General features: G+C 40.5%; 19 protein-coding genes. 11 read left to right on the forward strand and 8 right to left on the reverse strand.

The genetic code is table 11. The features are described 5' to 3' along the window. Nucleotides 1-269: 269 nt before the first annotated feature. Nucleotides 270-1,484, reverse strand: coding sequence for a nicotinate phosphoribosyltransferase (gene pncB / locus KDJ85_RS00135; protein WP_225817852.1), 1,215 nt, complete (start codon nt 1,482-1,484; stop codon nt 270-272). Between the two features lie 468 nt (nt 1,485-1,952). Here pncB and pepN point away from each other — a divergent pair, with 468 nt between their 5' ends. From pepN to KDJ85_RS00150, 3 genes are all read left to right on the forward strand, one after another. Then, nucleotides 1,953-4,571 carry an aminopeptidase N gene (gene pepN / locus KDJ85_RS00140; protein ID WP_225817854.1) on the forward strand — a complete coding sequence of 873 codons (2,619 nt, stop codon included), beginning with the start codon at nt 1,953-1,955 and terminating at the stop codon, nt 4,569-4,571. 330 nt (nt 4,572-4,901) lie between these two features. Further along, entirely contained in the window at nt 4,902-5,912 is a 1,011-nt protein-coding gene (gene pyrD, locus KDJ85_RS00145) for a quinone-dependent dihydroorotate dehydrogenase (protein WP_225817855.1), read from the forward strand. 251 nt (nt 5,913-6,163) lie between these two features. Continuing rightward, nucleotides 6,164-6,709, forward strand: coding sequence for a cell division protein ZapC (locus tag KDJ85_RS00150; protein WP_225817857.1), 546 nt, complete (start codon nt 6,164-6,166; stop codon nt 6,707-6,709). Nucleotides 6,710-6,844: 135 nt separating this feature from the next. Here the strand turns inward: KDJ85_RS00150 and KDJ85_RS00155 are convergent, their stop codons facing one another. Further along, the gene (locus tag KDJ85_RS00155; protein WP_225817858.1) at nt 6,845-7,960 is read right to left on the reverse strand and encodes a YcbX family protein; all 1,116 of its coding nucleotides are present in this window, start codon (nt 7,958-7,960) and stop codon (nt 6,845-6,847) included. Nucleotides 7,961-8,058: 98 nt separating this feature from the next. Between KDJ85_RS00155 and rlmKL the strand changes: the two genes are divergently transcribed. The 6 genes from rlmKL to rmf all read left to right on the forward strand — a co-directional run bounded on the left by rlmKL (nt 8,059) and on the right by rmf (nt 16,124). Next, nucleotides 8,059-10,167: a bifunctional 23S rRNA (guanine(2069)-N(7))-methyltransferase RlmK/23S rRNA (guanine(2445)-N(2))-methyltransferase RlmL gene (gene rlmKL, locus KDJ85_RS00160; RefSeq protein WP_225817860.1), complete on the forward strand. Its 2,109-nt coding sequence runs from the start codon at nt 8,059-8,061 to the stop codon at nt 10,165-10,167. A 12-nt stretch (nt 10,168-10,179) separates the two neighbouring features. After that, a complete protein-coding gene (locus tag KDJ85_RS00165) occupies nt 10,180-12,087 on the forward strand; it encodes an ABC transporter ATP-binding protein (RefSeq protein ID WP_225817862.1) in 1,908 nt (635 codons plus the stop codon). A gap of 32 nt (nt 12,088-12,119) precedes the next feature. Then, nucleotides 12,120-13,394, forward strand: a complete 1,275-nt coding sequence (gene pqiA, locus KDJ85_RS00170; protein WP_225817863.1) for a membrane integrity-associated transporter subunit PqiA — start codon at nt 12,120-12,122, stop codon at nt 13,392-13,394. Next, nucleotides 13,391-15,040: an intermembrane transport protein PqiB gene (pqiB, locus tag KDJ85_RS00175; RefSeq protein WP_225817865.1), complete on the forward strand. Its 1,650-nt coding sequence runs from the start codon at nt 13,391-13,393 to the stop codon at nt 15,038-15,040. The genes pqiA and pqiB overlap by 4 nt, the downstream gene beginning before the upstream one ends. Next, complete coding sequence (gene pqiC / locus KDJ85_RS00180; protein ID WP_225817868.1) at nt 15,040-15,594, forward strand: membrane integrity-associated transporter subunit PqiC; 555 nt, start codon at nt 15,040-15,042, stop codon at nt 15,592-15,594. The genes pqiB and pqiC overlap by 1 nt, the downstream gene beginning before the upstream one ends. A gap of 359 nt (nt 15,595-15,953) precedes the next feature. After that, the gene (rmf, locus tag KDJ85_RS00185; protein WP_004909639.1) at nt 15,954-16,124 is read left to right on the forward strand and encodes a ribosome modulation factor; all 171 of its coding nucleotides are present in this window, start codon (nt 15,954-15,956) and stop codon (nt 16,122-16,124) included. Between the two features lie 129 nt (nt 16,125-16,253). Here rmf and fabA read toward each other — a convergent pair whose 3' ends face one another. From fabA to KDJ85_RS00200, 3 genes are all read right to left on the reverse strand, one after another. After that, a complete protein-coding gene (fabA, locus tag KDJ85_RS00190; protein ID WP_047756798.1) occupies nt 16,254-16,772 on the reverse strand; it encodes a bifunctional 3-hydroxydecanoyl-ACP dehydratase/trans-2-decenoyl-ACP isomerase in 519 nt (172 codons plus the stop codon). A 96-nt stretch (nt 16,773-16,868) separates the two neighbouring features. Continuing rightward, a complete protein-coding gene (locus KDJ85_RS00195) occupies nt 16,869-18,605 on the reverse strand; it encodes an AAA family ATPase (RefSeq protein WP_225817869.1) in 1,737 nt (578 codons plus the stop codon). Between the two features lie 206 nt (nt 18,606-18,811). After that, a complete protein-coding gene (locus tag KDJ85_RS00200; RefSeq protein ID WP_225817871.1) occupies nt 18,812-18,988 on the reverse strand; it encodes a GhoT/OrtT family toxin in 177 nt (58 codons plus the stop codon). 173 nt (nt 18,989-19,161) lie between these two features. Here KDJ85_RS00200 and matP point away from each other — a divergent pair, with 173 nt between their 5' ends. After that, nucleotides 19,162-19,632 (forward strand): macrodomain Ter protein MatP, encoded by a 471-nt coding sequence (gene matP, locus KDJ85_RS00205; protein WP_225817873.1) that lies wholly within the window; start codon nt 19,162-19,164, stop codon nt 19,630-19,632. 171 nt (nt 19,633-19,803) lie between these two features. Here matP and ompA read toward each other — a convergent pair whose 3' ends face one another. Both ompA and sulA read right to left on the reverse strand, forming a co-directional pair. Continuing rightward, a complete protein-coding gene (gene ompA / locus KDJ85_RS00210; protein ID WP_225817875.1) occupies nt 19,804-20,877 on the reverse strand; it encodes a porin OmpA in 1,074 nt (357 codons plus the stop codon). A 354-nt stretch (nt 20,878-21,231) separates the two neighbouring features. Next, nucleotides 21,232-21,753, reverse strand: a complete 522-nt coding sequence (sulA, locus tag KDJ85_RS00215) for an SOS-induced cell division inhibitor SulA (RefSeq protein ID WP_206086675.1) — start codon at nt 21,751-21,753, stop codon at nt 21,232-21,234. Nucleotides 21,754-21,985: 232 nt separating this feature from the next. On the opposite strand from sulA, the gene KDJ85_RS00220 reads away from it, so the two are divergent. Next, nucleotides 21,986-22,600, forward strand: coding sequence for a TfoX/Sxy family DNA transformation protein (locus KDJ85_RS00220; protein WP_225817877.1), 615 nt, complete (start codon nt 21,986-21,988; stop codon nt 22,598-22,600). Nucleotides 22,601-22,717: 117 nt separating this feature from the next. On the opposite strand, the gene yccS is transcribed toward KDJ85_RS00220, so the two are convergent. Then, a complete protein-coding gene (gene yccS, locus KDJ85_RS00225; RefSeq protein WP_225817879.1) occupies nt 22,718-24,868 on the reverse strand; it encodes a YccS family putative transporter in 2,151 nt (716 codons plus the stop codon). Between the last annotated feature and the right edge of the window lie 17 nt (nt 24,869-24,885).

Here is a 24,885-nt window from a genome sequence, read left to right on the forward strand (position 1 = left end):
AGGCGCAAAACAAGGCGTGTATGACGGTTAAAATAGTTAAGTAGGGATATACTTACGAAATCCCATATTTCAGGGGCCAAAGCTCTATGTTACTTGCCATTTGTTAGGAAACAAGTAAAAAATCGCGATAAATAATTTCAGTGGAATCGAACGATTATTTTAGAGCTCAAAAACTATAGTAATAGTAAGTGAATAAAAGAAAAAGAGGGTTTTTGAGCTCAGCACAAGAAAAGTGTATCTTCTTGTGCTGAATGAGGAAAAATAGCGGATTAACAGGCTTTTTCCATTTTAGGCAGATCAAAGGCTTTTCGGAGTTGATTCACGAATTCATCGTCTTCACAAATCGTTTTGCCCGGGCTATCTGATAATTTAGCGACGGGTTTTCCATTGCACTCGACAAGTTTGATGACAATATTCAGCGGCGTTACATGGGGAATATTGCAAGTTAGCCTTGTACCAATGCCAAAAACGAGATTAATACGCTGATGGAAATAGCGATATAAATCAAGTGCCTTTTGTAAATCTAAGCTATCGGAGAAAACCAGTGTTTTGCTCATTGGGTCGATACCCAGTTTTTGATAGTGAGCAATGGCTTTTTCACCCCATTCGATCGGATCCCCCGAATCATGCCGTAATCCTTGGTAGCGCTTCGCAAAATCGACATCAAAGTCGCGTAAAAACGCATCCATGGTGATACAGTCAGTTAACGCGATGCCAAGGTGATCTGGATATTCGTCTAACCAGCTTTGTAGGGCTTCACGCTGGCTGTTTGCTAGCTCGGGGCTAATTTGCTGGTGCGCTTGGAACCACTCGTGAGCTTGTGTACCGACTGGGATTAAATCGAGCTCATGGGCCAGTTGGTAGTTACTGGTACCGATAAGATAAGGAAATTCGTTTTTCAGCATGGAAACAATAGCGGATTGCACTGCATAAGAAAAACGGCGGCGAGTGCCGAAATCCATTAATTTAAAGCCAGACAAATCAAGCTGGTCTTCATTAGCTTGCGCATAGAAAACGGTTAACAGTTTTCTGAGTTGGCTAACAGCGTCATCGGGAGTGATTTCAGGATGTCTATCTCGCTGCACAATTTCACTAACAAGTGCAAGCAGCGGGACTTCCCACATGATCACTTCACGCCAAGGGCCACTAATACGAATAGCTAACTGCCCATCGTCATTAGAGGTGACTATGACTTGTTCAGGGTTAAAGCGGAACGTTTTTAGCCAAGTGAGGTAATCTTCTTGGAAAAAAGGTAAGCGGCGTAGAAATGTCAGTTCATCGTCAGTCAGGGATAAATGTTCCATCAACTGAACTTGTTGCCTAATTTCATCGGCGTAAGCGCCTAGGAGCTCGCTGCTACGACAGCGGAACTCAGCAACAACCGGTACGTGGTAGTATCGGTGGAAAACAGCCTGCTGCATATGAAGCTTGTAAGCATCGGTATCAAGCAGTGATGTAATAATCGGTGTAGCGTCTAAATTCATGGCGCGCAGACATCCTCGCGGAGCTTATCTACTTATATTTAGCAATTTGCTAAATCGTTAAAGTTGCAAAAGTATACCCACTTTAACAAAAGATAGAAGCGTTATTCTATCAGTCTGTATTGGCGGGGCATATTCAGCTTAATTCGCTCATTTGCTTCTAGGTAAAGCCGTTACATCAGAGAAATCCATTTTGAAACGAGAGCGACTAATGTTTTAGATACAAAACGATTAATCACGAAAAGATACTAACATGTCGTGAAATATTTGATAGTACTATAGCACCAACAAACAAACGATTTTGTAACAAAACAGCGACTATTAAATATAAGAAAGTAACATCAGATAAAAAACAGATAACATCTTTTGATGAAAATGTTTCTCAAATCCGTTCACATTACGGTGTCTTATAGTATTGTATAAAGCAGCGAAGTAGTGCGATATCGAATATAACGAATTAAAAGGTTACTTATGACCCAGTTAAGACAAGCGAAATATCGTCAGGATTATCAAGCCCCTGATTATACGATTACAGAGATTGACCTCGATTTTAACCTTGATCCTGTTAAGACCGTAGTAACCGCAGTGAGTCAGGTGAAACGCATTAATCCACAATCTTCAACCTTGGAATTACATGGCGAAGATTTATCATTAATAAGTATCGAAATTGATGGAAAAGCGTGGGCCGATTATCAACAATCTGAAGGTAAATTGATTATTAAATCATTACCTGAATCTTTTATGCTGCGTATTGTGAATGAAATTAGCCCTGAAAAAAATACCGCGTTAGAAGGTTTATATGTTTCAGGTGATGCTCTATGTACGCAATGTGAAGCAGAAGGTTTCCGCCATATTACCTTTTATCAAGACCGCCCAGATGTATTAGCGCGTTACACCACAACCATTACTGCAGACAAAACGCGTTATCCTTATCTTTTATCTAATGGTAACCGTATTGCAGAAGGCGAGTTAGAAAATGGTCGCCATTGGGTTAAATGGGAAGACCCATTCCCGAAACCAAGCTATTTATTTGCATTAGTCGCGGGTGATTTTGACGTATTAAAAGATATTTTTATCACTCGTAGTGGCCGAGAAGTGGCGTTGGAATTATTTGTCGATAAAGGTAATTTAGACCGAGCACCATGGGCGATGCAGTCGCTAAAAAATGCCATGAAATGGGATGAAGAGCGTTTCGGTTTAGAGTATGACCTTGATATTTATATGATTGTCGCCGTTGATTTCTTCAATATGGGGGCAATGGAAAATAAGGGCTTGAACGTCTTTAACTCCAAATATGTGTTAGCTAAAAGCGATACGGCAACAGATAAAGATTATCTGAATATTGAATCCGTGATTGGCCATGAATATTTCCATAACTGGACGGGCAATCGCATTACTTGTCGTGATTGGTTCCAATTAAGCTTAAAAGAAGGCTTAACGGTTTTCCGTGACCAAGAATTTAGCTCAGATTTAGGTTCTCGATCAGTTAACCGAATTAATAATGTTAAAGTGATGCGCGCAGCGCAATTTGCGGAAGATGCAAGCCCAATGGCTCACCCAATTCGCCCTGAAAAAGTAATAGAAATGAATAACTTCTATACATTAACAGTGTACGAAAAAGGCTCTGAAGTCATTCGGATGATCCACACCTTACTTGGTGAAGAAATGTTCCAAGCAGGGATACAGCTGTATGTTCATCGTCACGATGGCAGCGCAGCCACGTGTGATGATTTTGTCCAAGCAATGGAAGATGCGTCAAATGTCGACTTGTCTTTATTCCGCCGCTGGTATAGCCAATCAGGTACACCAGTATTAACAGTACGTGATGAATATTCGCCTGAAAAACAGCAGTATACATTGCATGTTAGCCAAATGACGCCTCCGACGTTAGATCAAACAGAAAAACTGGCTCTGCATATTCCTCTGGATATTGAGTTATATGATGAGGAAGGGGCAGTCATTCCATTAAAACGTGGTGGGAGCGTGGTAAACTCAGTGCTCAACATCACTCAAGAAACACAATCTTTTGTGTTTGATGAAGTCCCAACTCGCCCAGTGCCGTCTTTATTACGCGAATTTTCTGCGCCAGTTAAGTTAGATTATAACTATAGCGATGAACAATTAGCGTTTTTGATGCAGCATGCCAGCAACGAGTTTTCACGTTGGGATGCCGCTCAGCAGCTGATCAATAACTATGCAAAGATCAATGTTGCTAAATATCAAAAAGGTGAAGAACTTGTTTTACCTGAGTCGGTAGTTGATGCTTTCCGTGCCGTTTTATTGAGTGAATCAATCGATCCTGCGCTTGCCGCGTTGATCTTAACGCTGCCATCAGAGAATGAAATTGCAGAGCTATTTACGGTTATCGATCCTGTTGCTATCCATGAGGTGATCAACTTTATTCATTACCGATTAGCCAACGAGATGTCTGATGAATTCCTGACGGTATATCGCTCGATTAATATTGACGGTTACCGTGTCGATCATCAAGATATTGCAAAACGGTCGTTGCGTAATGTTTGTTTGCAATATTTAGCGGTGAATGATGATGCCGTGATGGCGAATCAGCTGGTCGAAGATCAGTATAAAAATGCGGACAACATGACGGATTCACTGGCGGCACTGACAGCAGCTAATGAAGCACAACTGCCTTGCCTCGTACAATTGATGGCTGATTTTGATGAACGTTGGCACCACGATGGTTTGGTGATGGATAAATGGTTTACATTGCAAGGTTCAAACCCAGCAAAAGGTACGTTATCAAATGTGCGTAAGCTGTTAAATCACCGTTCATTCAGTATGAGTAACCCGAACCGTGTTCGTTCATTAGTGGGTGCTTTCACGGCTGGTAACCCTGTTAATTTCCACGCACAAGACAGTAGTGGCTATCAGTTCCTGTATGAAATTCTAGTGGACTTGAATACCCGTAACCCGCAAGTTGCATCTCGCTTAATTGAACCTCTTATTCGTTTAAAACGCTATGATGAAAAACGCCAAGCTCAAATGCGTAATGTGTTAGAGCAATTAAAAGAACTCGATAACTTATCGGGCGATTTATTTGAAAAAATTACCAAGGCGTTAGAAAGCTAATTAGCCCACGGTTAAATATAAGAAAATCCCAGATATTGTCTGGGATTTTCTTTTTCAGCGAGTAACCGCATGACAATAGGACATCTCCAGCTTATATGAAACCTAATTTGCAGTGATAAATTCAACTAAACGCATTTTTATTGATTTTTTCATGGCACATAAGCGTTCAAATAGGGTAATCTATAGCGCGTTTTATCCGACGAAACATCGTTTGCACTTTAGTGTCCACTAAAGCTTATGTTCATAAAGCTTAATTGCTGGTGGCATTGGGTGCGTGCGACATGATGTCTTTCTTATTGAAACGCACTAGCAGAATATAGGTTATTGGATATGTTATATCACCTTGCCCGCAAGGCACTATTCCAGTTCGACCCCGAAAAAGCGCATGAAATGACTTTTCGCCAGCTTCAACGTTTAAACCATTCCCCTTTTCAATGTCTGATTCGCCAATCTGTTGCTACCAAACCAACCCAATGCATGGGACTCTCGTTTAAAAATCCACTTGGGCTTGCCGCGGGTTTGGATAAAGACGGTGAATGCATTGACGCATTTGGTGCGATGGGCTTTGGTTTTGTAGAAATTGGTACCGTGACGCCACGTCCTCAGTCAGGAAATGATAAGCCAAGGCTTTTTCGCTTAGTTGAAGCGGAAGGGATCATTAACCGCATGGGGTTTAATAATAAGGGTGTTGATAACCTTGTTGAGAATGTGAAAAAATCCAATTATGGCGGGATCATTGGTATTAATATTGGTAAAAATAAAGATACACCTGTTGAGCAAGGCAAAGATGATTACCTTATTTGTATGGATAAGGTATATGCACATGCAGGTTATATTGCCATTAATATCTCGTCACCAAATACACCAGGTTTGCGTTCATTACAATATGGTGAAGCACTCGATGATTTATTAAGTGGAATAAAAGCAAAGCAATTAGAACTGCAATCGTTGCACAATAAGTATGTCCCTGTTGCTGTTAAAGTGGCACCTGATTTATCCGAAGAAGAAATTATTCAAGTCACAGATAGCTTAGTCCGACATAATATTGATGGTGTTATCGCAACTAATACCACGCTAGATCGCTCTCTTGTCCAAGGTTTGAATCACTGCAATGAAATGGGGGGATTAAGCGGGCGTCCTGTTCAATTAAAAAGTACCCAAGTGATTAAGCTTATTTCCCGTGAATTAAATGGCAAACTTCCGATTATTGGTGTGGGTGGAATAGATTCATTAACCGCCGCACGTGAAAAAATGGAAGCAGGTGCTTCATTAATTCAAATTTATTCTGGTTTTATTTATCATGGGCCAAGGTTAATTAAAGATATTGTCAATCATATCTAGTAAATTGTAAATTTACTTAACAAGGGGGTTTCTTTATGCCCCCTTTTAAACTATATTGCTAATAGTGGCTATTTTTATATCAATTTTATTTCAATTTTCAGCGAATGTGTTATTTGATAATAACATTATCCGGTTGTCTGCAAGGTGAATTATTTAGCGTATAAAAATTAGCTGTAGAGTAAATTTAGGAAAGATCGTATTGATGATCGTTCTTATATATATTTACCGGTAAATCGCTAAAGGATCCGTTTATGAATATTAAACCAGATGATCATTGGCGTTGGTATTTTGATCATGACCATGACAGGGTGATGTTAGATCTCGCCAACGGCATGATATTTCGTTCATGTTTTCCAGCTAAAATGCTGACGGTATTTGCTCGTAATGAAATGCCATTTAGTATTGAGGATGCTGGGGAATTTTATTTATTTGATGAGCAAGCTAAACGATTAAATATTACACAAGAAGAGCGTGCTGAATTAGTGCTTAATAGTCTTGTTGCTTATCGTTTTCTAAAACCACAGATGCCAAAAAGTTGGTATTTTTCTTCATTTCACGCGATTAGTACGCCAAAACAAGGGCAAATTATTCAAGTATGTTTAGAAAATAGCCATCATTATTCCACATTTATTATTGCGGAAGCAGGTTCTTGTGCAAGTTTGTGTTTATTGGCAGAGCCAGTTTTGGAATTACCTGATCGTGTTTTAAGATTTTGTGATCCAATTAAGATCATGAATGATCGTATGCTTGAATATTCATCTAAAGCCAAAAGACAGTTATATGGAAATGTAGTTTGATTGATCATCATAGATCACATCAAAAAACGAATAAATAAAATTATTCTTTCAGTATGATCATTAATTTGGTTGTTGGAACGTTAACACCATCATAAATAAAAATAGATGATGGTGTTAAATATCCAAAATTAAATTTCACTTAAATGCTAATTTCAATGCTGTTTTAGGGATACAACTGCAGGCTAATATATAACCATTTTCCCTAATTGCACTTTGTTTTAATGGCGCTACTTCACCAGACACTAATTTAATTTTACACCGCCCACAAATACCCGCTCGACATGAATAGGGTATATTTACACCGTGTGATTCAAGTTGTTCAAGGATCACATTTTGGTTATCACCTTCATATTCGGTTCCGTCGAAAATTAAGCTGACTTTGTTAACTTGAGATTTAGTATTTTGCGAGGAAAGGTCATTTTCCCTTTCTTGAATTAAATATTGTTTGGCGGTCTTAGTTTCTAATACGGTTAATGTATCACCAACACGAATGACGCCTGTGTTTTGAATTATTACATTTTGCCCAAAATCGACATCACCGTTTTCATCTGAGCGGAAAGTTTGTAATGTCGCTAATGGCTCGCTATTAGGATGTTTAATGCCTTTTTCTGGGCTCACGGTCGTGAGAATACAGCGGCTGCAAGGCCTGTCTAAAGTAAAGACGACATCCCCAATTTGAATCGTTTTCCACGTGTCTTCTTCAAACGGTTTTGCGCCAGTAATAATTAAGTTGCCTCGAAATTGCTCAAGTTTAATACTGGCAGGGCAGCGGCGTTGCAGTTCTTGAACTGACGCTTCATTTATTAATAGAAAAGGGTAGCCATCGGCAAATGACATTGGCACGTCTTGGTATTCTTTCACGCGACGAGAAAGCTGTGGGCTCAGCCAACGTAATTGAACGGGCTCATCAAAAAAGGTGCTTAACCAGCTGTTTATTGTTTCGGGTGCAATGAGTGCGTGAAAATGATTACCCCAAACTTCGGTAGGGCTCTGTTTCTCATCAAAGTCCTGATACAATACTGTTGCACTTTCACCATTAGGGGCTCGAAGATGAAGTCCATTATTGAGCATAACCGGCGTAAACAGTAACATTTGCGGGTATTTTCTCGCCGTAATAAATTTACCTTCCAGCGTGGTTATCATAAAATTACGATCAAAAGTCAAACCGCTAATATCAGCGAAGGCATGAGATAAGCGCACCCCTCTCATGGATTTTACTGGGTGTGTATAAAGGCGCGAAAGCGTGATCATTTTTTAATCCTTATAATTGTGCGCAGCAACTTTATGACAACTGCATAAGATTAGCTATAATGCGCAACAATTTTTCATCGAAATCGGTAATAAATACTATGAATTTTCTGTTTGCCAGCACAGCTCGTGGCCTAGAAGAACTACTGAAAACGGAACTGGAAGCTCTCGGGGCTAGCCAGTGCAAAGTGACCCAAGGGGGCGTCTATTTTCAGGCCGATGAACGGGTCATGTACCAAAGCTTACTGTGGAGTCGGCTGGCATCGCGTATTTTATTGCCATTGAATGATTTTGATGTCTACAGTGACTTAGATTTATACCTTGGTGTACAAGCGATTGACTGGTCAGAAATTTTCTCTGTAAATGATACGTTTGTAGTGCATTTTACAGGGACTAACGAAGAAATTCGTAATAGCCAATATGGCGCCTTAAAAGTGAAAGATGCCATCGTCGACAGCTTTGTTCGTAAGTTAGAAAAACGCCCTGATGTTGCACGCCAACAGGCAGATATTCGCATTAATGTGTACCTGAATAAAGAAAAAGCCAGCGTGGCGTTAGATTTAAGCGGCGATTCGTTGCATATTCGTGGCTACCGTGATTTAGCAGGGCAAGCGCCATTAAAAGAAACGTTAGCCGCTGCGATCATTAACCGTTCTGGTTGGCAGCAAGGTACGCCGTTAGTTGACCCAATGTGTGGTTCGGGGACGTTGTTAATCGAAGCCGCGATGATGGCAACAGACAAAGCACCGGGTTTGCATCGTACCCATTGGGGATTTTATGCATGGTCAAAATTTAATGCCGAATTATGGCGTGAGCTAACTACGCAAGCACAAGTGCGTTTTCGCCAAGGCTTAAAAGAGAATACTTCACGTTTTTATGGCTTTGATATTGATAAACGTGTGTTGGAAATGGCGCGAGCGAATGCGCGTCGGGCAGGCCTTCAAGATGTCATTACCTTCAACCAAGGTGATGCGGCTGCGTTAGAAAACCCCGTTAAAACAGAAGCTGTGGGCACCATTATCAGTAACCCGCCATATGGTGAGCGTTTAGAAAGTGAGCCAGCCTTAATTGCCTTACACAGCCAATTAGGGCGCGTTGTGAAAGCACGTTTCCCAGGCTGGCGTTTGTCGATTTTCAGCGCTTCACCTGAATTATTAAGCTGTTTGCAATTACGTTCAGAGCGCGAATTCAAAGCGAAAAACGGCCCATTAGATTGCGTACAAAAAAATTACCAATTAGCGGCTACGCCTTCTGAAACCGTTGCGGAAATTTCCCCTGATTTTGCTAACCGTTTGCGTAAGAATTTGAAAAAATTAACCAAGTGGGCAAAACAGCAGGGTATTGAAAGCTATCGCGTCTACGATGCTGACTTACCTGAATATAATGTTGCAGTTGATATCTATGGCGACAAAGTGGTCATCCAAGAATATGCACCACCAAAAACCGTCGATGAGCGTAAGGCACGCCAACGTCTATTTGACGTAATTACGGCGACGATGAACGTATTAGAATTAACATCAAATCAATTGGTGTTAAAAACGCGTCAGCGCCAAAAAGGCAAACAGCAATACGAAAAACTGGCACAAAAAGACGATTTCTTTTTGGTGCAAGAATACAATGCCAAAATGCTTGTTAACCTAACTGACTACCTTGATACAGGGCTATTTTTAGACCACCGTATTGCGCGTCGTATGTTAGGGGAAATGAGCAAAGGTACTGATTTCTTAAATTTATTCTGTTATACAGGTACGGCAACCGTGCATGCAGGTTTGGGTGGTGCGAAAAGCACGACATCAGTTGACATGTCCCGTACTTACCTTGAATGGGCAGAGAAAAACTTACAAGCGAATGGGTTAACGGGGCGTCAACATCGCTTAATTCAAGCTGATTGTTTGGGCTGGCTGGCAAACAGTAATGAACAATTTGATCTGATCTTTATTGATCCACCTACATTCTCAAATTCAAAACGCATGGATGGCACATTTGATGTGCAACGTGACCATGTGCAACTGATTACGCATTTAAAACGACTATTACGCCGCGGCGGAACTGTGATGTTCTCAAACAACAAACGCGGTTTCAAAATGGATATGGAAGCAATCAAAGAGCTAGGACTACAAGCACAAGAAATCACTGCGAAAACGCTTTCTGAAGATTTTGCACGTAATCGTCAAATTCATAACTGCTGGCTAATTCGCCACGCAGAGTAAAGGATAGAATCAATGGCTTTAATTAATTTATCGGGTGCATACCTTTCCTTCAGTGATGCGCCATTACTTGATAATACTGAAATTCATATTGAAGATAACGAGCGCGTTTGCTTGGTTGGCCGAAATGGTGCGGGTAAATCAACCCTGATGCGTGTGCTGACGAAAGAACAGCCTTTGGATGATGGCCAACTGGTTTACGAACAGGACTTAGTTGTTGCACGTTTACAGCAAGATCCTCCGCGTAATGTGGAAGGCACCATTTTTGATTTCGTTGCAGAAGGTGTTGCGGAGCAAGCGCAATACCTGAAGGATTACCACCATATTGCTAAAGTGGTGGAAGAAGATCCTAGTGAGAAAAACTTAAATAAAATGGCTGAATTACAAGAAGTTCTTGATAACCGTAATTTATGGTTATTGGATTCTCGTATCAGCGATGTGCTGAAAAAATTGGGCTTACCTGCGGATGCGGAGCTTTCCTCTCTTTCTGGGGGATGGCTACGTAAAGCGGCGCTGGGGCGTGCGTTAGTGAGCAACCCACGTGTTTTATTTTTAGATGAGCCAACGAACCACTTAGATATCGAAACCATTCTGTGGTTGGAAAACTTCCTTAAAGATTTCCAAGGCAGTATCGTGTTTATTTCCCATGACCGTTCATTTATTCGTAATATGGCAACCCGTATTATCGATTTAGACCGTGGACAACTAGCCTCATGGCCAGGGACATATGATGATTATTTAGTCAGTAAAGAAGAAGCATTGCGCGTTGAAGAAATGCAAAATGCAGAATTCGATAAAAAACTGGCTCAAGAGGAAGCGTGGATCCGCCAAGGTATTAAAGCGCGTCGTACTCGTAACGAAGGGCGTGTTCGTGCCTTAAAAGCACTGAGAGTTGAGCGTTCAGAGCGTCGTGAAGTGATGGGAACGGCGAAAATGCAAGTGGGTGAAGCGGCTCGCTCAGGTAAAATTGTTTTTGAAATGGAAAACGTTAATTATCAAATCGATAATAAAGTTCTCGTAAACGATTTTTCTGCGCAGGTGATGCGTGGTGACAAAATTGCATTAGTTGGGCCAAATGGTTGTGGTAAAACCACACTATTACGCTTAATGCTTGGCGATTTACAAGCTGATAGCGGCCGTGTGCATTGTGGTACAAAGCTAGAAGTTGCTTATTTTGACCAACATCGAGCTGCATTAGACCCTGATAAAACTGTCATGGACAACCTAGCTGAAGGCAAACAAGAAGTGATGGTAAATGGCAAGCCACGCCATGTATTAGGTTACTTGCAAGACTTTATGTTCCCACCAAAACGTGCAATGACACCTGTCAGAGCCTTATCAGGTGGTGAGCGTAATCGGTTATTATTAGCTCGATTATTCTTAAAACCAAGTAACTTACTGATCCTTGATGAACCGACCAATGACCTTGATGTCGAAACATTAGAGTTACTTGAGGAGTTAGTGGATGGTTACCAAGGAACTGTCCTGCTAGTGAGCCATGATCGTGAATTTGTTGATAATAGCGTAACAGAATGCTGGATCTTTGAAGGCAATGGCGTTATTAACCGTTTTGTGGGTGGCTATTTTGACGCGCAAAAGCAAAGAGCACAAACCGTGAGTTTGAAATCCGAGCAAACGAGTAAAGTAGCTGCGCAAGAAAAAACAGCAAAGCCGAAAGAAGTGGCAAAGCGCCCAAATAAACTCAGTTATAATTTATTACGTGAACTGGAACAACTGCCTGCTAAGCTTGAAGAACTGGAAACGGAAATTGAAGCACTGCAAGTTAAAGTTGGTGATGCAGATTTTTTCAATCAACCTCATGATGTTACAGAGCAGACATTAAGCCAGTTAGCAGCAAAAGAAGCCGAACTGGAACTGGCTTTTGACCGCTGGCAAGAGCTTGAATTGCTGAAAAACGGCTAAGAAAAAAGATAAATTAGAGGAGCGAATACTCTTTGTGTACCCATGAGTCTCATGAACATGTGCTTTGTCCTCAGTGCGATATGCTGGTTGCGGTTCCTGAACTGGAGCAAGGCAGTAAAGCAACCTGTCCACGCTGTGAGACGACGTTAGTTTCAAAGTGGCGATATCCGTATAAGCAGCCAGCTGCCTATGCGTTTAGCGCGTTGGTCATGCTATTCATTGCGTGCTTATTTCCCTTTGTGAAAATGAGCGCGGCGGGTATTGAAAACGAAATTTCGCTTTTTCAAATTATCGAAATTATCGCCACGACACGTTATAGCGGTCTGGCGCTATTTTTCTTGTTTTTCTCTTTAATCATACCTGCTTTTTGTATGGTCACCATTATCCTTTTAGGGCTACAAGTTCATATTCCTAAAGGGATTAAAGTGGTGATCACGCGGATTTTATTCCAAATGAAAGCGTGGTGTATGGCGGAAATTTTCTTGGCGGGTGTTTTAGTCAGTTTCGTCAAATTGATTGCCTACGGCGATATTGGCATTGGGCTAAGTTTTTTGCCTTATTGTATATATTGTATGTTACAGGTGAGAGCCTTCCAATGCTTAGATAGACACTGGTTATGGAATCGTATTGAAGCAGCACCAAAGCTCGCACATCCATTGAAAGTGGGGCAAACAGGTATCAGCCAAAATATACGCTTGTGTTTGGTTTGTACCGCGATTTTACCTGCGGAACAATCTAAATGCTCACGTTGCCACTCCCGTGGCAGTGTTCGTAAGCATCAAAGTTTACAATGGACACTAGCGCTGCTTGTGACATCCATTATGTTATATATTCCTGCAAATGTGCTGCCGATGATGACGACAAACACATTAGGCAGTGGCTTAAACTCCACAATTATTGATGGGGTTATTTTGCTGTGGGGAGATGGTTCATACCCCGTTGCTATGGTTATCTTTGTCGCCAGTATTATGGTTCCTACGCTGAAAATGATTGGGATTGCTTGGTTGTGCCTCGATTCAAAAGGGTATGGCAACCGCGATCCACATCGTATGCATTTTATTTATGAGCTGGTGGAATATGTTGGTCGCTGGTCAATGATTGATGTATTTGTGATTACGATTTTGGCCTCTTTAGTCCAAATGGGGCAGTTAATGAGCATCGTTCCTGCGATGGGGATTATTTTCTTTGGTGTTGTCGTGATTTTAACAATGTTTGCGGCGATGACATTTGACCCTCGATTGACTTGGGATCGTTGTGATGCGAAACATGCAGTGAATACTGCTGAACAAGAAGGAGCCATAGGGTGACCTCACAAGAAACACCACAGGCCAATGCCAAAGTCAGTAAGCTAAAAAGTTGGTCACCTGTCTGGGTGATCCCAATTGTCACCGTTTTACTTGGGGCGTGGATCTTATTTTATCACTTTAGTAACCAAGGCCCAGAAGTGACATTGATCACTTACAATGCTGAAGGGATCGAAGCTGGTAAGACCAAAATTAAAAGCCGCAGTGTCGATATCGGTGTTGTGGAAAGTGTGACGCTAGATGACAATTTTAGTCGCGTCATCATCAAAGCGCGTTTAAATAATGAAATGAAAGAGTTACTTCGTACTGACTCGGCATTTTGGATTGTTAAACCTGCAATTGGTCGCGATGGTGTTACAGGCCTAGGAACGTTACTTTCAGGGGCTTATATTGAGCTTCAGCCTGGTCTTGCAGCAAAAGAACACTTTGAATTCACCTTGTTAGATACACCTCCTCTAGCATCTCCTGATGCTAAAGGTATCCGTGTTATTCTAGCCAGTGATAAAGCGGGGCAGCTCAACCCTGGCGACCCTGTCTTATTCCGTGGTTACCGCGTAGGTTCTGTCGAAACCAGTAACTTTGATATGGACAAGCGCGATATGCGTTATCAACTGTTTATTAATGCGCCTTATGACAAGCTGATCAGTTCAAACGTGCGTTTCTGGAAAGACAGTGGCATTGCCTTTGATATGTCATCTCAAGGTGTACATGTCGAAATGGGGTCAATTGCGACTTTATTAACTGGCGGTGTAAGTTTTGATGTCCCTGCGGGATGGGTTCCTGGAGCCAGTGTTAAGGAAAATGCAGAGTTTGAACTGTTTGATAACCAAAGCAGTATTCAAAATTCACTGTATACCCAATACCAAGACTTTGTTCTCTTTTTCTCTGATTCTGTACGTGGATTGCAGCCTGGGGCACCTGTTGAATTCCGGGGTATTCGTTTAGGGACTGTTGCACAGGTTCCGTTCTATACCGCGGGTTTAGATCAATCACTGGATAATGATTTTAGAATTCCAGTCCTTATTCATATCGAACCAGAGCGTTTTTCTAAAGATGTAGGCGCGAATTTTAATTTAAAAAATGAATTAAAATTAGCAATGAAAGACGGGTTAAGAGCATCATTGAAATCGGGTAATTTACTGACTGGGGCACTATTTGTTGATTTAGACTTTGTCCCTAATGCTGAGCCATATAAAGGCCCTACGGTGGTTGCTGGGTATAAAATTATTCCAACGACCAGTGGTGGTTTAGCGCAGATTCAGCAAAAAGTGATTGCTGTGCTGGATAAAATCAACAATATGCCAATTGAGCCTATGTTGAACCAAACCACACAAACGTTAGCAGAAGGTCAGAAAGTGGTAAAAGAAGCCAATGCAATGTTAGTTGAACTGAATAAAGTAATGGCAAGTAAAGAGTTCCAAAATTTACCACATGATTTACAAAAAACGTTGCAAGAAATGAACCGCGCAATGCAAGGCTTCCAACCAGGCTCACCTGCTTATAATAAGATGGTGGATAATATGCAACGTTTAGACCAAGTCTTGAGAGAAGTTCAGCCACTGTTAAGAACGTTAAACAATAAGAGTAATGCATTAGTCTTTGAAGCCGAACCAACTAAGGATGTACAGCCGAAAGGAGTTAAAAAATAATGAGATATCTGATATCGATATTTGTTTTGTTGTTGGCTGCGTGTAGTAGTACACCAGAAAAAATGTATTACCAGTTGCCAATACACGCTTCTGAAACACAATCTGTGGCGGTGATGAATAAAGGCCAAGTATGGTTGCAGCGCATTATGTTATCGGATGTATTGACGTCGAACGGCATCACTTATCAAACGACAGATGTAAGCTACACCAATGCAAGTACACACTTATGGGCAAGCCCATTAGAGCAGCAACTAGGGCAGTCAATGGTGAGTGAATTGTCAGCGGCGTTACCTGAAAAACTAGTTTCGTTGCAGCCGCTACAAAACTCACCAGATACCTTAGATATTACACTCACGGCTTTTAATGGTCGTTATGATGGTAAGGTGCTCATTCAAGGTTTCTGGACATACTCAAAGGATAAAAATGTGATCCGTCGTAATTTTGATGTTCAACTGGATCAGCAGGAAGATGGTTATCCTGAATTAGTCCGTACGTTAGCTACGGGTTGGCAGCAAGTTGCCAAAGGGATTGCTGATGAAATTAATAAACACTAATTAATCATCTTTTAATTCGTTTTCTAAGTGCACTTTAGGTATACGTAATGATTACTATTACCTGAGGTGCATTTTTTTGTCATTAGAAATTCTGTTTAAACACGCTTTTAGGATAGGTTTAAAAATAGTCGTTTTTAGTTATTCTAAAATGATGATTATTAAAGAAATATTCATAAACCTTAATAAATTCAAATGGTTGTTATAAATGGGCTATACAAGTCACATTTATGCCAATTATGACAAATATATGAAAATCTTTACTTGATTTTCTGTTCGGTGGGCGCTATTTCTATAGGGTACCTATTAAGAAATAGTAGGTGCTGTTTTCTTTTCCATTTAAATGATGAGGGAAGTAAGGCATGAAAAGACAGAAGCGAGACCGTTTAGAAAGAGCTTTATCAAGAGGTTATCAAGCTGGTTTAGCAGGGCGCTCTAAAGAATTGTGTCCATATCAGGCTGTAGATGCTCGTTCGCACTGGTTAGGTGGTTGGCGTAAAGCGATGGAGGATCGAACCGTAGCCGTTGTTTAATTCCACTATTATCTGAACCTTTAGGTTAAATAACCTGCCTGTCTTTTGGAATTATTTGTGGGTTTTTAAATTAAAGGTATCACTCAATTTAAGAACCTCCGCAATTGCGGAGGTTTGCATTTCAGTGACTTAGAAAGCGCTGGTATCTTTGAATAGGCCGACTTTTAAGTCCGTTGCGGTATAAATTAATTTACCATCAACCAATACTTCACCATCAGCTAAGCCCATGATCAGCTTACGGTTAATCACGCGTTTGAAACTGATACGGTAAGTGACTTTTTTTGCTGTTGGCAGAACTTGGCCAGTGAATTTAACTTCACCCACACCTAAAGCACGGCCTTTGCCTTCGCCACCTAGCCAGCCGAGGTAAAAACCAACTAACTGCCACATAGCATCAAGACCTAAACAACCAGGCATAACAGGGTCATTAGTAAAATGACAGCCAAAAAACCAAAGTTCAGGATTAATATCAAGCTCAGCTTCGACATAGCCTTTATCAAAGGTGCCACCATCTTCGGTCATTTTGACGATGCGATCCATCATCAACATATTTCCTGATGGCAGTGGAGGGCCATTTTCCCCAAATAACTCGCCTTTTCCAGAAGCAATTAAATCATCTTTTGTGTAGGACTCGCGTTTATCAACCATGTTCTTCAGATAGCCTTTATTATGTGTAGAGGTACAGGATAGCTTACACTTGTACGCTGAACAACTCCGATCTGCTATTTTTTACGCAATCTTTACTTAACTCATCCACTTCAAGAACCAAGGAAGTCTGGCTTTATCAGGGGAGTTGGCTTGGTTAATACGTTCTTGAATTAAAGCTAACAAGTGTACGTTATCTTCTTCCACTTGCTGTTCAAAGTAAGGTTGTTTCGTTAATAATGTAATGGCTTGAGCAACATGTTCGACAGGCCAAATATGGAATTGACCCGCTTTTACAGCTTCAACCACTTCTGCTTTGGTGCATAAATGGCGCACATTAGCCATGGGAATAATTACACCTTGTTCACCTGTCAAGCCGCGTTTTTCGCAGATATCGAAGAAACCTTCAATTTTCTCATTGACTCCACCGATTGGTTGGACATAACCAAACTGGTCAACAGCACCTGTCACTGCAATTTGCTGGTCAATAGGCTGTAAGGCTAAGGCGCTAATTAACGCGCATAGTTCAGCGAGAGAGGCACTATCACCATCAACCTCACCATATGACTGTTCAAAAACAATTGATGCTGAAAATGGTTGTGGTTGCTCCAGTTTCAGTTCATAGTTTAAGTAAGCTTGCATGATCATCATGCCTTTAGCATGAATATTACCGCCAAGTTCTGCTTTGCGCTCAACATCCGTGAATTCGCCATCACCAAGGTGAGCAACACAGGTAATCCGAGATGGCTCGCCAATCGCTTCTGGATGCCCAGGATATTGCAAGACAGATAATCCATTGATTTGGCCAATAACTTCGCCTTCTGTTTTGACGAATATTTGTTCTTGTAAAATATCATCTTGCGTACGTTCAGCTAGAAAACTGTGTCGCCATAAGCGGTTTTCAATTGCTTTGGTAAAGGACTCTTGCGTAAGCTGCCCATTGATTGGGTAATGGGATGCATCTATCAAGCTGCGTGTTAACCAAGGGGTATCTAGTGGTAGATTGAATTTATCTTCACAATAACGCGCTGCTTGCTGAATAAAAGGAACCCACCCATCAGCTGCAATATTAGGTAATGAATTTGTTTCTATAATGGATTTGATGTAACTCATCCACAGGGACAATTGTTCTTCATCTTCGAAGAACATGATAGGTTCATATTCCCCATAAATAGCGCTATCGAAGATTTCAGGTGCACTATATTCAAGTTCTTCCAATGCGAGTCTATCCCCAACAACCACGACGTTGAGATCAAGGGGGTGAGGCTCTATAGCAATAGGTAATGGTTGATTTTCAGAGTAGGGCAACCATTCTAATTGGCGTCGATTAACCATGTTTTTTAGGCGGTTCCACATAAGTGGTTGGCTAATTAGTGCGTTTGCTGCTATTACAAGCACGCCACCATTAACTTGGTGAACTAGGCCCGGGACGAGTTGTAATGATGGAGTAACATAACCCAATAATTGCTCTGGTTCTACCCAATGCCGGTAAGCGATAGATTGCTGAGTTGAAAAACGGCTTTTGATGCCGTCTTTCCACTGGAAAGAATGTTTATCTTCAGATAATTGATAATCCCCATCAATGACTGATGTGTTTTCTAGTAATGAGTTAATTGCATTTGCATAAGTGCGAAGATACTCCTCACTTTCATCAGATTTGATAAACATAAAGCGGGTATGCGCTAATTCCTTAACGAAACGCTGCATTCCATCAAACAACCGAGGTTGAACATCGGAAAATGTTGCGGGATTCAGAGATTCTGAAGAGACTAAATGTGTCTGAAATGACGATAAATTAGGAATTAGGCCTTGCCATGTTAGTTCTTGACTGATCACTATGATTATCTGCTATTAATAGGGTTATAAATAAAATGCCTGCCAGTTAGCTGGGCGCATGTACTTGATTGTGTTTATTCGGTCAATTGACCATTCGTATTGTTTGTTTTATAAACGATTTTCAAGTCAGTAAATTACCCAGTGGGCAAGACTGTTATATTAGCCTTTGATAGGCAATCTTGCAGCAATAATTGTTGAAATATCGATTAGAATAACGAAAACATGAGCACAACAGGGAGTGTCATTGGCCAAGTGAAGCCAATTAATAGAGCACTGAGTAGACGCATAATACAGCTTGGATCTTTCGTGACAAATAGGGTGAATAACATTGCACATAGGCCGCCAACCCCATAGATGACGAGTATGTTTTCAAAAGTGGACATGCAGGATGATAAAATTGTTAACAGGTGGATGCGGATTCTACACTATTTAGACAAGAAATGGTTACTTTCTTTGCTGAAAAAATGAATATTTAACTAAATCGAATTTCTGCTTGAGCATTTTGTTTATAATATTGCTAATATAAAGATAGGTTCGGTTTTCTTCAGGAAAAATTATGAAATATCAGCAGCTTGAAAATCTTGAATGTGGCTGGAAATGGGAGTATCTCGTAAATAAAGCACGTGCTGGCGAAGCGATTACCCGTTACATCGAACGAAGCGCAGAAAAAGAAGCGATAGAATTGCTGTTAAAAACGGAGAATAGACCTAGCGAAGTGCTTAAATGGATTTCACTGCATATGAATCCTGATCTTGATAACCGGATGAAGCAAAGCATTCGAGCTAGGCGTAAACGCCATTTTAATGCAGAGCACCCGCATACACGAAAAAAATCAATAGATTTGAATTTTTCAGTTTGGCAGCGTTTATCTAATTTAGCGGTAAAACGTAATAAAACATTGTCAGAAACTATCATCCAGTTGATCGAAGATGCGGAACATAAAGATAGATATGAAAATCAGATGAGTACATTGAAACAGGATCTCCAAGCAATACTAGGCACTACAAAAAATCGTGCTGATGAATAATACAATGATGGATGATCGTTAGGTATCTTAACTGGATTAGTAAAAAGTTGGATTAGCTATTATTAAAATAGATTTTGAATAAGCTAAAGTTCCCATAGTTTTAAGCCAAAAAAAACCCCAATCGCAATTGGGGCTTTGTATTTAGTTCAAAATTCAAACTAGGGCTAAGAATTAAGCGCCTGGTTGAGTAACAACTTCAGTTGTACCTTGAATTTCGATTTCAACGCGACGGTCTGGCGCTAAGCACTCGATCAGAGCAGCACGGCCTTTAACAGCGTCACATTTGTTGCCAGTTACTGGATCTTCTTTACCGCGACCTTCTGCTGCGATTGCAGATGCTGGAACGCCTTTAGATACTAAGTAATCAACAACTGACTGAGCACGTTTTTGTGACAGTGGCAGGTTGTAGTTTTGTGAACCGATACGGTCTGTGAAGCCAACAACCAGTACGCGACCTTGAGTTGGATCGATGCTGCTCAGCTCGTTGTACAGTTCGTTCAGAGCTTGCTGACCTTCTGGTTTCAGAGAAGCTTTGTTGAAGTTAAACAGAACGTCTGAACGCAGTGTGAAACGTTTGTTTTCAACAACTGGAGCTGCTGGCTCAACAACTGGAGCTGGAGCAACTACTGGTGCTTCTTCTTGGCCAAAGCGGTAAGCAACACCAACACTCAGCATGCCGTTGTCTGGACGAGTACCGATATTGTCTTTATCACCTAAGTTGCTAACCCATTGGTAGTCTAAACGAGTAGCCCACTCTGGAGTGATTGCGTACTCAAGACCCAATGCGTATACAGGAGCAACGCCAGTATCTGTGTCTTTGAAACGGCCTTCGGTTTGATTAGCTTTAGCTTCTGTACGGTAAACCATACCACCCAGACGAGTATAAACGTCTAAGTCATCCATGATTGGATAGCTTAATTTAGTAGTTAATGAAACACCCATAGATTTCAGGTCGCCGCTGTTACCAGCGCCTTTGTATTTCATTTTACCAAACCAGTCGTAACCTAATTCAAAGCCCATGTACTGGTTGTATTGGTAACCAGCAAATGCACCAGCACCTAAAGTATCACGATCGGTAGTTTTACCTACGTGTAAATCAGTTTCTGGTGAGTTGAATTTAGTGTCTTCGTAATGAGACCAACCTAATTTAGCACCTGTATACCAAGTGTTATCTTTTGGAGCTGCTTGAGCAACTGTTGCAAAAGCGGCTACTGCCACTGCTACTGCGATAGCTGTTTTTTTCATTTTTACGCCTCGTTATCATCCAATATTGGCATGGCTTCAATGAGCCTTATTATTCGCCATTGGTTCAATTTACTTGCTAGGTTTCGCAGACATTATCTACAAAAAATTAATAAAAGTAAAAAATAATGCCATAAGCTTAACAAGCTAAAGTCTACAACGAACTTAGAAAGATACAAGTAGAGTGAGCAATAAACGTTAAAAAAAGTATTTTTTTAGTGTATAAATCAGAGAGATATGTATATTTCTTATTATGATTATTTTTTATCTATCTGATTGATCTTCAATGCTTTTCATTTCACTTTAGGGATAAATATTTCTAAAGGTTAAATTTAGTAAGAAAATTCTTAATCTTGGTTAGTGATAGTGAGTTGAATGAATTTTTAGGTTGTTTAGCTGTCCTGATTGCATACTCACCATATTATATGTTTTTTGTGGACGCATAATAAAGCCGATAGAATGACCTTCTTGTGCTGCGTCTTGTAAGCGAACAAAATCTTGTTCATTTAATTCAGGTAGCCATCCTAAAACAACACTGTAATTACCACTCTTTAATGCTTTTTCCATTGCATCAATGGTGGTTATTGGTGCCATATGATTTAGCTGCATAACCTTATGTGTAGGAATGCCCGCTTGTTCTAACCAGTGTTTACTAAGTTTTTTGTTTGGGCTTAACCACAGTAACCAACGTGATTGAACACCAAACTGACGCAGCATAGGCAACAAGATGAAATCCATTATAGGATGTTTTTCATCGTAGACAAGTTCACTCACCATACCTTGCTGCATTGAGCCGTTGGTTGGCTCCGCAGTTTGGAAAGATTGAGTGTAATTATTAAGAGAATGTTCTGTTGTGTTATTCCAAGAATAAATGCTCATAATTCACCTCGTAACAATGCTGTATGAACATACAGTAACTGTATATCCATCCAATATCAAGACTATTTTTTCAAAGCGCTTCGCAACTTTGGTGTTTTTCTATGCATTCTACTTGGCATTTTTTATTGAAACTCTCAGAATTGGTTATGCGTAATTGGTTGTAATGAAAGAAATAATAAAATTAATTTTCTCAAGGATGAAAGTTAACCAGGCCCAAAAAGGAGTTAAGGTAATGTTGTTATCAGAAGAAAAAATTTTTTATTTGTACCGTTTATTAAACCGGTTGGGTGAGCTTAAGCGCAAAAACCACTTTGGTGGATACTGTTTATTAGTCGATGATGCAATTGTGGGATTATTACTGGATGGGCATTTTTATCTCAGAGGGTGTTTGTTAGCGCGAAGCCACTTTGAGGCCTCGGGTCTTGATAGGCTTGTCTATACTAAAAAAGGTATCCCATTGGAAATGCGTTATTACCAGCTATCAGAGCAAATGTGGTGTGACGAAAAGCGCCTTCTACAGTTTATTGAAATTGCTTACCATTCTGCTGTTGAGGAACTGCAACAAAAGCAGGTTACAACGCGTAGAATAAAAGATTTACCGAATATGAATATGTCTGTTGAAAGGGCTTTGGGGAAGATAGGGATCTTACATGCTGACGATTTACGTATGGTCGGTGCAAAAGCCTGTTTTATGAAGTTAAAACAACATGGAAGGCATAAGCCAAGTATTACGTTGTTGATTGGTTTAGCCGCCGCGATTGAAGGGTGCCACAGTGCAGTATTACCGAAGACAATTAAGCAAGAGCTGATTGCCTGGTATAATAGTTTTGAATTAACGTCAATGTGATTGCGTCATCATAAAGGTGCTTACTAAAGCCGTTTAATCGATAGTACTGTATAAAACAGAAATCAAGCGGGTATTAAGAGCTTGCTTTATATTTTAATACCCGCTCATCTGTAATATTTATGATGAACTGATTTGCTGTATCATTTGTTTTATTTCAGGAATAAGCTCAAGCAAAAGCTTAATTTGCTCCATGATTAACAATGTTTTTTCATCATCACTCGCTGAAATATTGTCAATACGGTGTAAGAGGCTATCACGCAACTTTTCTGATTTTTCATCAACGATATATGGATCTAGCGTGGTAATTTGTAGAGAAGATTCGACATAATAAATGGCATCATTTAATAAGGTTAAATTCTCTTCGTTTTGTATTTTCTCTCGGTGAGCACCAAGGGCAGAAATATAACTTAATAAAGTATGATTCAAGCATAATAAACGAAATGCCTGCTCTTGAGTTATTCGATAAGATTTAGGGTCTGATGCCATATTGGAGACAATGGAAGCAAATTCGGCATCATTATTATGTGCTTCACGCCGCGCCACTCGGTATTCTAAGCCGTTGTCTTTTCCTTGGTAGTATTGTACTAAAATCGCATCTAAATAGCGGCAATTGCTATCCATGGTTTTTTGTACAACCTGTGGTAGTTGGCGAAATTTCCAATCAGGCCAAATAAAACTTACCGCAAGTAATGCGATAAAGCAGCCAATTAAGGTATCGATAATTCGAGGGAGTGCGACATCGAAGCCCTCACCGAGTAGGTTAAAACAGAATAAAACCAACAAAGTAATAAAAAGCGTGGCTTGGGCATATTGGCTGCTTCGGAACATGAAGAATAACAACCCTGAAATCACGATGAGAGTAAGCTGCCCTTCTATTGAAGGGATTAAATTAAGGAGCGGTAAGCCGATAATAATCCCCACAAGCGTGCCGATGATACGTAGTGCTAAACGTCGTTTAGTAGCGTTGTAGTTAGGTTGGCAGACAAACAAACTGGTGAGCAAAATCCAATAGCCTCTTTCCATATCAAACAATTGAATAATTGCATAACCTGTACAAAGTAAAATTGACATTCGCACCGCATGGCGAAATAGAGAGGATTTTGGCGTTAAATGGTGGTTAATGCGTGAAATAATATCGCTAAAACCTGAGAGCGATTCATCGGATAATTGCTCAATTTGCTTATTATTTTGTTGCCATGCACTTTGTTCAAGGCTCAGCCCTTTAAGTTGAACATCGATACCTTTCAAGTTCTTCAATAAATTATGTAATGCCTTGATTTCATGGAGTGTAGGAGATTGCTCCTTGAGGAGTTGCAAGGAATTTTCAAGGTAAGCGAATGTACGTTCGAAGCGTGGATTGTGTTGGTATGGTTTACGCCATAACACAGATTGAGCAACTTGTTGGCAAGCGCGGGCTTGCATAGTTAATAATCGTTGAAAACGGAATAAAATATCATGATGGCGAAGTGTACGGCTAAGCTGTTGATATTGAATATGGGATGAGCTGGCACGCTCATGAATATCTTGAGCAACAAAATAATAATGCAGAGTATTGCGCGTCCCTTTTTGCCCTCGGTCGCCCTTTAAGCGGCTAAGTAATGCGCTTTTTGTTTGGTTCATGGTATTAACTAAGCTGCTGTTAACTAGCGCTAAATCATAAACAGACTGCTGATAATCATCTTCAAGGTCGGGGTCAAATAAGCTAGCTTTAGCATCTAAATAAGCAGATAACTGTTGGTAACACTGCGTAATGGCATCTTGCAATGGCCGAACTGGAAATAAAATATGGCCGATTAAGGTTAAAAGGTTATACCAAATTGCGCCTGTTAGAAGAAGGGCTGGCTGTTGGTACCATGTATCGAAAATTGGGACACCTAACATGGTGTAGATTGCAATTAATAATGCACCGAACGCAATGGTGGCATAACGTTGCCCTAACGCACCCAATAAAATAAATCCACAGGTGGAAAATGCTAATCCAAAAAAGAAAAATAGAGGGTAAGGAAATAAAAGCTCAATAGAAACTGAGGCAATAAAAAAACAAAAAAGGGTAATAATTAGATTTTTTATTCTGCCAGTTAGCCTATCATCTAAGTCAGTTAATGCAGCAGCAACGACACCTAATGTAAGCGGAATGGTGATTTTTGGCTCTTGACCTAAGAGCCATGGTAATAAGGTTGCGCCTGTCAGGGCTATAAAGATTCGGATATAATATAGAATATGGCTGTTATAGAGCACACGACGATAACTGGTAAGCAGCGTTAGCACAAAGTACCTCAAAGGTA

This window comes from Providencia vermicola, from assembly GCF_020381325.1.
GTDB classification, from domain to species: Bacteria; Pseudomonadota; Gammaproteobacteria; order Enterobacterales; family Enterobacteriaceae; genus Providencia; species Providencia vermicola.

Excerpts from the sequence above, each read along its gene's own strand:
- pncB (WP_225817852.1), bottom strand. The coding sequence starts at position 1,484 with ATGAATTTAGACGCTACACCGATTATTACATCACTGCTTGATACCGAT.
- pepN (WP_225817854.1), top strand. The coding sequence starts at position 1,953 with ATGACCCAGTTAAGACAAGCGAAATATCGTCAGGATTATCAAGCCCCT.
- pyrD (WP_225817855.1), top strand. The coding sequence starts at position 4,902 with ATGTTATATCACCTTGCCCGCAAGGCACTATTCCAGTTCGACCCCGAA.
- KDJ85_RS00150 (WP_225817857.1), top strand. The coding sequence starts at position 6,164 with ATGAATATTAAACCAGATGATCATTGGCGTTGGTATTTTGATCATGAC.
- KDJ85_RS00155 (WP_225817858.1), bottom strand. The coding sequence starts at position 7,960 with ATGATCACGCTTTCGCGCCTTTATACACACCCAGTAAAATCCATGAGA.
- rlmKL (WP_225817860.1), top strand. The coding sequence starts at position 8,059 with ATGAATTTTCTGTTTGCCAGCACAGCTCGTGGCCTAGAAGAACTACTG.
- KDJ85_RS00165 (WP_225817862.1), top strand. The coding sequence starts at position 10,180 with ATGGCTTTAATTAATTTATCGGGTGCATACCTTTCCTTCAGTGATGCG.
- pqiC (WP_225817868.1), top strand. The coding sequence starts at position 15,040 with ATGAGATATCTGATATCGATATTTGTTTTGTTGTTGGCTGCGTGTAGT.
- rmf (WP_004909639.1), top strand. The coding sequence starts at position 15,954 with ATGAAAAGACAGAAGCGAGACCGTTTAGAAAGAGCTTTATCAAGAGGT.
- fabA (WP_047756798.1), bottom strand. The coding sequence starts at position 16,772 with ATGGTTGATAAACGCGAGTCCTACACAAAAGATGATTTAATTGCTTCT.
- KDJ85_RS00200 (WP_225817871.1), bottom strand. The coding sequence starts at position 18,988 with ATGTCCACTTTTGAAAACATACTCGTCATCTATGGGGTTGGCGGCCTA.
- matP (WP_225817873.1), top strand. The coding sequence starts at position 19,162 with ATGAAATATCAGCAGCTTGAAAATCTTGAATGTGGCTGGAAATGGGAG.
- ompA (WP_225817875.1), bottom strand. The coding sequence starts at position 20,877 with ATGAAAAAAACAGCTATCGCAGTAGCAGTGGCAGTAGCCGCTTTTGCA.
- sulA (WP_206086675.1), bottom strand. The coding sequence starts at position 21,753 with ATGAGCATTTATTCTTGGAATAACACAACAGAACATTCTCTTAATAAT.
- KDJ85_RS00220 (WP_225817877.1), top strand. The coding sequence starts at position 21,986 with ATGTTGTTATCAGAAGAAAAAATTTTTTATTTGTACCGTTTATTAAAC.